An 11,257-nucleotide genomic window follows, 5' to 3' on the forward strand; every position below is an offset into this window, starting at 1 on the left:
TTGCTCGTCGCTCATTTGGAATCACCAAACCTCTCTCCTCGCGCCTTGATTGGCGCTTTTTCAGGCACAACAGGGTGCATTGGATTAGTGTTAACAGGCCCTAATAAGACTCATGAGTGTCAGATAAGAGGCCTTTAATCTCTGGAATGCAGGAGCCACAGCTGGTACCTGCTTTTAATTTATTTCCTATTGCCTCGATTGAATCCAGTCCACAATGGTTGATCTCATGCAGTAGTGTTTTGTTTCCTACACTGAAGCAGGCACATATAGTCTTTCCACAATCGTCTGCGGGATTCATGGGATGACCTGCCAATAGACTTCTCCGGTCATGGTGTGAAAGCTCTTTTTTGCAGAACAGCTTTCCGAGCCATGCATGATCTGCGAGTACACGGTCACGGGAAATATAGAGACAACCGAGTAGTCTGCTGTCTTCGATGACGGCAAAGCGGAAGCGGTGTTGTGCGATATCACTGAACTCCAGCAATTCCACGTTTGATGAAAACGGGTACTTCAGCAGTTCGAGCCAGTTCACTTGTTCCTTCTCTCCTGCAATCTCGTAACGCCAAAAACCGTTTCCCCGGCTCTTGATGCAATAGCCGGTGTAGTCGATATCAATCTCTTTATTGATAAGGATGAATCCTTGCCATAGTGGTGTGTAAGCCGTAATTTGAACCGGTGAATGTTTGAATTCAGGCTGTCCCGATATGGGATCGACGTTTGAAGCTACCAGTTTGTTTACACTGCTGTTCTGTGCAGTGGCATCACTCCAGTGCATAGGTATGAATAGTGATCCGGGACGTTGTTCAGTGCTTACCACGGCACGTGCTGTGATTGTATGGCTGGCCGTGGAGATGTTGGCAAGTGTGCCATTCCTGATATCGAACAGCTCTGCATCGTCCGGGTTGATCTCTACAAAGGGCTCATGGATATGCTGGTTCAGACGTGGTGCTGAACCGGTTCGTGTCATTGTGTGCCACTGGTCCCTGATACGTCCTGTGTTGAGAATCAAGGGCAGCTTGGGTTGTGTGGAGTTTGCCGGTTTCCCCCTGGTTACTGCAACGAAACGCGCTTTGCCTGAATCCGTGAAAAACCGGCCGTTGCTGAGCAGACGGACATTAGCGCCACTGTCAGTCTGGGTGAAGGGCCACAGGGTCGGCCGCAGCTTCTCATACTGGGAAGAGGTGACGCCGGCGTAGGCACTAATGTCAAAATCCCGGGTGCCATGGTTGTCCAGACCGGATAGTGCAGCGTGTTCACGGAGGATTTCCTCAACCCTCCGATAAGAAAATGCCTCCGAATACCCCATCGCCCTGGCAACATCGGAAATGATTTTCCAGTCATCCCGAGCTTCACCCGGTGTGTCCAAGAAGGCCCGTTGCCGGGATATACGCCGTTCCGAATTGGTTACCGTGCCATTCTTTTCTCCCCAGGTCGTAGCCGGCAAGAGAACATCGGCATACTTGGCGGTATCCGTATTGCTTACGCAATCGGACATTACCACAAATTCACACTGTTCGAGCGCGGTCTTGATCCGGTCGGCATCGGGCATACTGACTGCGGGATTGGTGGCCATGATCCAGACCGCCTTTATCCTCCCCTCTATCATAGCGTCGAACATGTCCACTGCATTGAGGCCGGGTTGTTTGGCCATATTGGGTGCCTTCCAGAAGCGTTTGACCCGTTCTATATCCTGTGGCTCAAAATCCATGTGTGCAGCCAGTTGATTGGCCAGTCCACCAACTTCCCGCCCACCCATGGCATTGGGCTGTCCGGTAAAAGAGAAGGGGCCCATGCCGGCTTTTCCGATTCGGCCAGTGGCAAGGTGGCAGTTGATAATGGCGTTTACCTTGTCGGTGCCAAAACTCCATTGGTTTACACCCTGGGAGTAAACCGTGACGCTCTTTTCCCTTTCCAGAAAAAGGCGGAAGAACTGCTCCAGAGCCACAGGAGAAACTCCGCATTTTCGGGCGGTTTCCTTTATCGGATCATCATGTGTGCGCGCTCTTTCAAGCGCCATTTCGAATCCCTCTGTATGTTGCGCGATGTACTCCCGATCAAGCGCATCATGGCGATCGAGATAGTCCAACAGGGCGAGAAAAATATCGATGTCACTGCCTGGTACTAGGGGAAGATGGATGTCGGCAATCTCACAGGTGGCAGTCCGCCTGGGATCAATCACCACTACCTTCATATGGGGGCGCCGGACCTTGGCGTCCCGTATACGTTGATAGAGAACCGGGTGGCACCATGCGGTATTGGAACCTACAAGTGTAATGAGGTTGGCCTGTTCCAGGTCTTCATAGCTGCAAGGAACGGTATCGGAACCAAAAGCCCGTTTATGGCCGGCAACAGAAGAGGACATGCAGAGACGGGAGTTTGTGTCGATATTGGCGCTGCCGATGAAACCTTTCATCAGCTTGTTGGCCACATAGTAATCCTCTGTAAGCAGCTGCCCGGAGACATAGAAGGCCACCGCATCAGGGCCATGATGTTCAATTATGCGCTTGAATCCGGAAGCCACATTCTCGATGGCTTGGTCCCAACTCGTCTGATGGCTTCCGCTCATGGGATGCAAAAGACGGTGATTCAGTTCAATGGTGTCAGCCAGTGCAGCACCCTTGGAGCAGAGTCTGCCGAAATTGCTGGGGTGCTTTGGATCACCTTGTACAATGACCTTACCGTTTTTTTCCGTTGTGGCGATAACGCCACATCCCACGCCGCAATATGGACATGTGGTTTTTACTTCGTTGGCCATTTTCTTCCGTCAGCTATTCAATTCGAGATAGATTAAATTACCTTCGATCTTTACCGGATAAGTATTGGTGCAGCCTTCATCCGGCGTAACGGCGATGCCGTTATCCAGCTGTATTCTCCAGTTGTGCAAGGGACAGGTGACCGTGCGGCCCGATACTGTTCCTTCTGAAAGGGGCCCTCCCTTGTGCGGGCACTTGTCACCCAGGGCAAAGATCTCATCGTTGCTGTTACGGAAAATTGCGATGTTTCCCTGTGCTGCCTTGATGACACGGGAACCCAGACGCGGTATTTCGTGCATATAGCCTATTTCGATCCAGTTGCTCATGATGCTGCTACCTCACGCTGGTCCTCGATGGGAGCCTCGATAATCTTTATGGGTGTGAATCCATGGGATTCAGCGTCCTGCACTAGTTTCGCCCAGGGGTCGAATTGGGCGATGCGTTGGGACAAGTAGAACCGCTCCGCCAATGCTTTTCGGCCTTCTGCATCATCTAGAATCCGTTCCTTTACGTAGTTGAGCCCGACACGCTCCACCCATGGCGCCGTGCGTTCCAGATAGCGCGCCTTTTCCCGGTAGATCTGGATGAATGCGGCGCAATACTCCATCACCTCCTCCTCGGATGTGACTCGGCAAAGCATATCGGTGGCGCGTACCTTGACGCCCCCGTTGCCGCCGATGTGCAGCTCCCATCCAGAGTCGATGGCCACCACCCCGAAGTCTTTGATAGTGGCTTCGGCACAGTTACGGGGACAGCCTGATACAGCCATCTTGAATTTGTGCGGCATCCAGGATCCCCAGGTCATCTTTTCGAGCGCTATGCCCAGGGTGGTGGAGTCCTGGGTTCCGAATCTGCACCAAGTGGAGCCGACGCAGGTTTTGACCGTGCGTAGCGCCTTTCCATAGGCGTGACCTGAAACCAGGCCCCGTTCATTGAGGAAGGCCCACATGGCGGGCAGATCCTCTTTTTGTACACCCAGCATGTTGATGCGCTGACCGCCGGTGATGTTCACTTCACCCACGTTGAACTTTTCCGCTGCATCGGCGATGGCGCGCAATTCATCCGGTGTGGTTTTACCACCCCAGATGCGGGGAATTACGGAAAAGCTGCCGTCCTTCTGGATATTGCCATGTACACGCTCATTGACGAAACGGGACTGACTGTCATCTTTTGCCTCTTCCGGCCAGGTGGATATGAGGTAGTAATTGATAGCGGGGCGACAGGTGTGGCAGCCATCAGTGTTGCGCCACTCCAATGCCTGGAATACGGAGGCCATGTCTATCAGTCTCTGTTGGCGGATCGCATCCCGTACCTGATCATGGCTGAAGTCCGAACATTGGCAGATAGGCCGGTGTTCCGGTGTGGAGTAGTCTCCTCCCACTGTGCTTTCCAGAATCTGCTCCACTAGCCCGGTGCAGGAGCCGCAGGAGGCGGCCGCCTTGGTATGGGCCTTAACTTCATCCAGGCTGAACAGTCCTTTGGTCGTGATTGCCTTGATAATGTCGCCTTTGCAGACACCGTTGCAATCACATACCTGTGCATCGTCACTCATGGCCATGGCTTGCTTCTCGCCACCGTGCCCCGAATCACCCAGGTGGGCCTGTCCAAACAGTAGATTATCTCTCAGACTGGAGATGTCCGTACCTTCGCGCATCAATTGGAAGTACCAGGCGCCGTCAATGGTGTCGCCGTAAAGCACGGCACCGTCGATCCTGCCGTCTTTGATAACAAGTTTCTTGTATACACCCGCACCTGGATCCCTGTAGATGATGTCATCGCTGTCATCATCACCCAGGAAATTGCCGGCGGAGAAGAGTTCGATGCCTGTCACTTTAAGTTTGCTGGACGTGACCGAGCCCTCGTAGCGTCCATATCCGAGATTGGCAAGATGGTTGGCGCAAACCTTTGCCTGTTCGAAGAGCGGTGCGACCAGACCGTAACAGACATCACGATGCTGTACACATTCACCCACGGCGTAGATACTGGGATCAAAGGTCTGCATGGTGTCGCTCACCAAGATACCCCGCTCACAGTGAATGCCTGAGGTCTTGGCCAAGTCGATATTGGGACGGATGCCCACGGCCATTATGACCAGGTCAGCCTCTAGATGTTCGCCGTCAGTAAAGGTGATGCCGGTCACCCGGTTGCTGCCGGTGATCTCCTTGGTATTCTTCTCGAGCAGAAAATTGAGACCTTTCTCTTCAAGTGAGGTTTTGAGCAGATCAGCTGCCGGCATGTCCAGCTGATTCTCCATGAGACTGTTCATGAGATGAACCACCGAGACTTGCATGCCCTGCTTCATCAGGGCGTTTGCGGCTTCAAGTCCCAGCAGGCCGCCGCCGATTACAACCGCCTTGTTGTGGGAATTCGCCACTTCCAGCATTTTTTCCACATCTTCGATATCGCGAAAGCCAAGAACGCCATCGAGGTCGGCTCCGGGAATGGGTAGCATGAATGGCCTGGAACCGGTGGCTATGATCAGCCGGTCATACTCCATGCTGATGCCGGAGGCGGTAACCACCCTGTTGTGTATGCGGTCGATTTCGGTAACGGGGTCACCACTGTGGAGGGTGATGCCGTTGTCGTTGTACCACTCCGGCGGATTAAGAATGATGTCATCGAATTTCTGTTCACCAGCCAAAACAGGTGAGAGTAGAATTCGGTTGTAGTTCGTATGGGGCTCTTCACCAAATACGGTAATCTCATAATTGGCGGACTCGTCGAGCTTCAATAATTCTTCGATTGTCCGGATACCGGCCATGCCGTTTCCAATAAGTACCAGTTTCTGTTTCATCGGGGTATCTCCTGATCAACCGGGACGGCTGCCGGTTGGAGCGATTGGTATCTGATTGAATCCTGAAGCTGCTGCAGGGCCAAAGACATGTTGTGAATGGGGAAGCTTTTGAGATAGTCCAGGGGCGACATGGGATCGAATATGGAGTCATCGAAAAAACTGTCGGCACCCAGGAGCGTGGTGACAGAAGACTCCACCAGCTTCCAGTTTTGGTGATGGGCGCCTTCAAGCTTGTGATCCGCGGTCGGCGCGGCAATACCCAGTAGTTTCCCAGCTGCGCGATAGATGTCTGGGCGATATACCTCGGCGGCTGTAGCATGGATATCGATCGGTTCCTCAATCTGTCCCCAACGAATCATCTGGGTCATGAACCATACCGCGTGGGAACGCCATGGATAATTTGCCGCATAGCGATGGAACACATTGAAGTCGGGCAGTGCCTGGGGCATGCTGTTCGGTGCGAACTGATAGGTACCCGTCATCGACATGCGTACAATGTTTTCCGGTGCGTTGATATAGATGCTTCGGGAGATGATCTCCGTCACTTTAGCGCGGTTCTCCCGGCTATCCACCCAACGACTCGCTTCGAGCAACGCTCTCAGAAGTGCAAGATGCGTGTTGGGGTGTTGGACGGCCCACTCCTCGGTGACGCCGAAGACCTTCTCCGGGCTGTTCTTCCAGATTTCATACTTGGTGATCAGTGTGTGACCGAGTCCTTTCTGCACGGCTATGCTGTTCCAGGGTTCACCGACGCAGTAACCATCGATCAAACCCTTCTGCAGCTGTTCAACCATCTGGGACGGTGGGACAACGACCAGGCGTACGTCCCTGTCGGGATCGATACCTGCAGAAGCCATCCAGTAACGCAATTCGTAGTTGTGAGTGGAGAAGGGAAACACGACGGCAAAAGAGAGGGGTTCCAGTCCTTTCTTGTTGCGATTGTCGATGACTGTTTTCAGAGCCAGAACGGTGGTGGAATGTTGCAACATGTCATCACTATCAACAGCGAGCATCTCCCTGTATAGGTCACTGGAAACCGTAATTGCATTGCCGTTGAGATCCATTGAGAAGGCAGTCACCATGGGTTTTTGTATGGGTCCGAGGCCAAGTGACATGGCCAACGGCATGGGTGCAAGCATCTGTGCTCCATCCAGGATACCGATGGCGACTTTATCTCGGATATTGGCCCAGGAGGTCTCTTTGGAAAGAGAGACTTCGAGGCCGTACTTCTCAAAGAATCCCATCTCCTTCGCAATCACCAGAGGTGCGCAGTCGGTGAGCGGAATAAAACCCAGGATCAGTTCATTTTTCTCAAGGGTATCCGGATTCAATGAAAGATTGTCACTCATATGTTTGCCACCAGGCTCAATGCCGGTTCTTCCCCATCCCCGAACTTGTCGGATGAAGGTGTCGGGACATCCGGTTGCGCATGACGCTCGTGCAGGAATTTCACCACCTCGGCGCGGTAGTGGTTGTACTTGAGGTCTTCAGCCAGAGCCAGGCGGTCGCGCGGCCTAGGCAGATCTATGCTGAGAATTTCACCGATTGTTGCAGCAGGGCCATTGGTCATCATGATGATGCGATCGGACAATAACACGGCTTCATCCACGTCATGGGTAATCATAATGACCGTATTCTTGAGCCGTGCCTGGATCTCCATCAGCGAGTCCTGCATGTGGGTTCGGGTCAATGAATCCAGTGCGCCGAACGGTTCATCCATAAGCAGTACCTTAGGTTCCATCGCCAGGGCGCGGGCAATCCCAACCCGTTGTTTCATGCCTCCTGATATTTCATCCGGTCGACGATCGAGGGCGTGAGACATGTGTACCAGTTCCAGGTTATGGCGTGTCCATTCGTCACGTTTCTGTTTGGACCAGGTTTTTTTAAAGACCTGGTCGACGGCAAGGCGCACGTTGTCGTAGACGTTAAGCCATGGCATCAGGGTGTGATGCTGAAAAACCACGGCCCGGTCCGGACCCGGTTCCCGCACCTCCTTCTCTTCCAGAATGACTCCGCCTTCCGTAGCATTGAGCAGACCGGCAACAATATTGAGTACCGTGGACTTGCCACAGCCGGAGTGGCCAATAAGAGAGATGAACTCCCCCTTCTGCACTTTGAGGTTGACACTGTTTAGCACATTCAGCGGACCCTTGCCGGTCGGGAAGGTGATGCTGATGTGGTCAATGTTGAGATAACTGTTCATTGCTATAATCCTTGGTTATTTAGATCCTGCATTAGCGGAGCACGGCGTTCTTGTCCCAGCTGAACACGCGCTGTAGAGAGAGCATGCCGCGGTCGAGCAGGAAACCGATGAACCCGATCACCAGCACCGCAACCATAATGCGGGCCAGGGAGTTGGAGCTGCCGTTCTGGAACTCGTCCCAGACGAATTTACCGAGACCCGGGTTCTGAGCCAGCATCTCGGCCGCGATCAGCACCATCCAGCCGATACCCAGCGAGAGACGCAGTCCGGTAAATATCATCGGCATGGATGAGGGCAGTACTATCTTCATGGTTTTGGTGAACCAGCTCAGACGCAGTACGCGGCTGACGTTGATCAGGTCTTTGTCCACTCCTGATACGCCTACGGTGGTATTGATGATGGTGGGCCAGAGACAACAGAGCGTTACGGTAATGGCCGAGTTCAGGAATGATTTTTCAAACATCGGGCTCTCGGATACATATAGCGCTGAGACCACCATGGTAACCAAGGGCAACCAGGCCAGTGGCGATACGGGTTTGAAAACCTGTATCAGTGGATTTACCGCCTGGTAAAGGGTACTGCTCATACCGCAGACGATGCCGATGGGAACAGCAATCAGCGATGCGATCATGAAACCGAACATAACCGTCCAGAGACTTGTCAGAATCTGATCGAAAAAGGTTGCGCGGCCGGTGTATTGGCGGCTCATCAGCTTTTCAATCCTCTCTTCTGGTTTTCCGGCGGCAACTGCCTTGTCGATACGCTTTTGCATGCGATCATAAAACGCGACCTCCTTTTTCCGCTCGGCAGTGTGTTCTTTGTAAAGTGAAATAGTCTGTTCCCAGACCTTTGCAGGTCCAGGCAGCACACCGAGAGATGTCTGAACGTTCTTGGCGCCCGCGCTCCAAAGGCCAAGGAAAATAAGTAGCGCGATTGCCGGTATCAATATTCCTTTTGTAAAACGTACAAATGCCTTGTCGATGTGATCTCCCGCAAGGTAGGCAAACAGCTTGTCCTTGCGGGGCATGTTAAATGTCTTGGCGGAAATGGTTGGTGTACTCATCTTCTGGTCCTTTTTGCAGGGAAGCGTTGAGTAGCTCCCCTGCAAGTTGGTTAGATCTTGTCCATACCTTTCAGGCCGATCTTGAACTGTTTCAGATAATCGTTGGGTTTGGTGCCATCGAAGGTGATGCCATCGATGAACTCGGTTTGGGGTGGACGGTAGCCGGTCTCCTTGGCGAAGGCTGGAAATTCGTCCGCGCTCAGCTTGTCTTCATTGATCAGCTCTTCGGCCGCCAAGCGGTAGATATCAGGGCGGTAGACACTCTTCGCAGTCTCGTCGTACCAGCTGTCAGGTTTGTGATCGGAGATCTGGCCCCAACGGCGCATTTGAGTGAGATACCAAATTGCATCCGAATAGTAGGGATAGGTCGCGTTGTATCGGAAGAAGACATTGAAATCCGGTACTTCACGTTTGTCTCCCTTCTCGTACTCGAATGTACCGGTCATGGAGTTGGCGATAACATCGTAATCTGCGCCCACATAGTTGGACTGGGAAAGGATCTTCACAGCCTCCGGACGGTTGGCATTGTTGTTCTCATCCAGCCACTTTCCGGCACGGATTAAAGCCTTCACTATGCGTACGGTGGTATTCGGATATTTCTCCGTGAATTCCCTGGTAAGGCCGAAGACCTTTTCAGGGTTATCCTTCCAGATTTCGTAGTCGGTGATAACCGGTACACCGATACCTTTGAATACGGCCTGCTGATTCCATGGTTCGCCCACGCAGTAACCGTAGATGGTTCCGGCTTCGAGAGTAGCAGGCATCTGTGGTGGCGGTGTTACGCTGAGCTGCGCGTCGGCCTTCAGGGTGCCGCTGATATCACCCTTGTGGGGTGCATAGTAACCCGGGTTGATGCCTCCGGCTGCCAACCAGTAACGCAATTCGTAGTTATGAGTAGAGACCGGAAAGACCATGCCCATCTTGAAGGGTCTACCCTCGTTCTTGAACTTGTCCACGATGGGTTTGAGCGCATCGGCCGTGATGGGATGAACCGGCTTGCCGTCCGACTGCTTGGGAATATTCTGTTTCATCTGTTCCCAGATCTCGTTGGAGACGGTGATGCCGTTGCCGTTCAAGTCCATAGAGTAGGGGGTCACAATGTGGGCTTTAGTGCCGAAGCCGATGGTTGCGGCCAGTGGTTGGCCCGCAAGCATGTGCGCGCCATCCAGTTGTCCATCGATCACGCCATCCAGCAACACCTTCCAGTTGGCCTGTGCCTCCAGAGTCACGTAAAGGCCTTCATCTTCAAAAAAACCTTTCTCATAGGCGATGGCTAATGGCGCCATGTCGGTCAATTTGATAAAGCCGAACTTCAGATCCTCTTTTTCCGGTTCGCCGACCGCTGCCATGGCGGTACCGGTGTTCAGTATCATGCTGCCTACTGCACTGATAGTGACCAGTGCCAGCAAACCCTTCTTCAGAAAACAACGGCGACCGTGGCTGTGTTTGTGTTCGCTCATCTGCTTCATGGTCTATTTTCCTCTGCGTAAAAAATAAAAAAGGCGTCACACCCATACACCTACGTGTGGTGTACGGATGGACGCCGTTGTCCTCTGTTTCTCTACCGGCTTTGGCAGGAAACTAAACTTTTGAAACCATCCCGTCGCCGTTGACGGGATGATTGATCTTGTCCTGACTATTGCAGTGACCGTGCCAGAAAACAGAGGATAAGAGTAAATTATTGATCCGAATAGAGTTGTTCGGATAAGTCATATCTCGTTGCTCTCAGGGTGGGAAGAAGATCATGCCCCATTTTGTAGCATTAGGATTCTCTTATGCGTGAAAATAGGGCGAACATTCAGCCCAGCAGTTCCAGGGAAGCGATCAGGTTGCGTGCCACGTCCACCACGCGTTGATTACTGCCCATGGCTGTTTTGCGCAGCAGTTGATAGGCGCTTTCTTCGTCACAGTCCTTGCGTTTCATGATGATGCCTTTGGCCCGTTCGATGATTTTACGCTCCTCCAGCGTATTCTTGACCAGTGTCAGTTCATCCTTGAGGGCCTGGTATTCACGGAATCGGGCAATGGCCACATCCATCAAAGGTTTGATGCGCTTGTCATTCAGCCCATCCACCACGTAGGCGCTTACGCCGGCCACTATGGCCTGTGTAATCGTGTTACTGTCGTTATCGTCGGAGAACATCACCACGGGCCTGGGATTGTCGCGCGAAATAGTGTGCATCTGCTCCAGGATATCCCGGTCGGGCGATTCAAGATCGATAATGATTACATCTGGCTGCAATGCGGCCACTTGTGCACTCAGGTTTTCACCACTATCGAGAATGGCAATTACCTGCTGTCCATTGTCCACAAGGGCTCTTTCCAGGATGGCGGAACGCCCCCGGTTTTCATCAACCAATAGGATTTTCAAGTTTTCGGTTTCAGGCATGAGTAGCTTGGAAATGACAAAATACCCGAATTCCAAGCAAAGATCGGTCCAAGTT

8 protein-coding genes are annotated in these 11,257 nt (G+C 52.6%); all 8 read right to left on the reverse strand.

The features are described from left to right. Positions 1–100: 100 nt before the first annotated feature. Entirely contained in the window at positions 101–2,755 is a 2,655-nt protein-coding gene (locus tag CODIS_RS18065) for a nitrate reductase (protein ID WP_069127826.1), read from the reverse strand. Between the two features lie 9 nt (positions 2,756–2,764). Beyond that, positions 2,765–3,079: a nitrite reductase small subunit NirD gene (gene nirD / locus CODIS_RS18070; protein ID WP_069127829.1), complete on the reverse strand. Its 315-nt coding sequence runs from the start codon at positions 3,077–3,079 to the stop codon at positions 2,765–2,767. After that, a complete protein-coding gene (nirB, locus tag CODIS_RS18075; RefSeq protein WP_069127831.1) occupies positions 3,076–5,547 on the reverse strand; it encodes a nitrite reductase large subunit NirB in 2,472 nt (823 codons plus the stop codon). Before nirB ends, nirD begins: the two co-directional genes overlap by 4 nt. Then, positions 5,544–6,896 (reverse strand): CmpA/NrtA family ABC transporter substrate-binding protein, encoded by a 1,353-nt coding sequence (locus CODIS_RS18080; RefSeq protein ID WP_069127834.1) that lies wholly within the window; start codon positions 6,894–6,896, stop codon positions 5,544–5,546. The genes nirB and CODIS_RS18080 overlap by 4 nt, the downstream gene beginning before the upstream one ends. Further along, positions 6,893–7,750: an ABC transporter ATP-binding protein gene (locus tag CODIS_RS18085; RefSeq protein ID WP_069127837.1), complete on the reverse strand. Its 858-nt coding sequence runs from the start codon at positions 7,748–7,750 to the stop codon at positions 6,893–6,895. Before CODIS_RS18085 ends, CODIS_RS18080 begins: the two co-directional genes overlap by 4 nt. A gap of 31 nt (positions 7,751–7,781) precedes the next feature. Beyond that, positions 7,782–8,813: an ABC transporter permease gene (locus CODIS_RS18090; protein ID WP_083220889.1), complete on the reverse strand. Its 1,032-nt coding sequence runs from the start codon at positions 8,811–8,813 to the stop codon at positions 7,782–7,784. Positions 8,814–8,863: 50 nt separating this feature from the next. Next, on the reverse strand, positions 8,864–10,282 hold the full coding sequence (locus tag CODIS_RS18095) for a CmpA/NrtA family ABC transporter substrate-binding protein (RefSeq protein WP_083220890.1): 1,419 nt from the start codon (positions 10,280–10,282) through the stop codon (positions 8,864–8,866). A gap of 329 nt (positions 10,283–10,611) precedes the next feature. Beyond that, positions 10,612–11,202 (reverse strand): ANTAR domain-containing response regulator, encoded by a 591-nt coding sequence (locus CODIS_RS18100; protein ID WP_069127840.1) that lies wholly within the window; start codon positions 11,200–11,202, stop codon positions 10,612–10,614. Positions 11,203–11,257: the final 55 nt, after the last annotated feature.

This window comes from Candidatus Thiodiazotropha endolucinida, from assembly GCF_001715975.1.
GTDB classification, from domain to species: domain Bacteria; phylum Pseudomonadota; class Gammaproteobacteria; order Chromatiales; family Chromatiaceae; genus Thiodiazotropha; species Thiodiazotropha endolucinida.

Excerpts from the sequence above, each read along its gene's own strand:
- CODIS_RS18065 (WP_069127826.1), bottom strand. The coding sequence starts at position 2,755 with ATGGCCAACGAAGTAAAAACCACATGTCCATATTGCGGCGTGGGATGT.
- nirD (WP_069127829.1), bottom strand. The coding sequence starts at position 3,079 with ATGAGCAACTGGATCGAAATAGGCTATATGCACGAAATACCGCGTCTG.
- nirB (WP_069127831.1), bottom strand. The coding sequence starts at position 5,547 with ATGAAACAGAAACTGGTACTTATTGGAAACGGCATGGCCGGTATCCGG.
- CODIS_RS18080 (WP_069127834.1), bottom strand. The coding sequence starts at position 6,896 with ATGAGTGACAATCTTTCATTGAATCCGGATACCCTTGAGAAAAATGAA.
- CODIS_RS18085 (WP_069127837.1), bottom strand. The coding sequence starts at position 7,750 with ATGAACAGTTATCTCAACATTGACCACATCAGCATCACCTTCCCGACC.
- CODIS_RS18090 (WP_083220889.1), bottom strand. The coding sequence starts at position 8,813 with ATGAGTACACCAACCATTTCCGCCAAGACATTTAACATGCCCCGCAAG.
- CODIS_RS18095 (WP_083220890.1), bottom strand. The coding sequence starts at position 10,282 with ATGAAGCAGATGAGCGAACACAAACACAGCCACGGTCGCCGTTGTTTT.
- CODIS_RS18100 (WP_069127840.1), bottom strand. The coding sequence starts at position 11,202 with ATGCCTGAAACCGAAAACTTGAAAATCCTATTGGTTGATGAAAACCGG.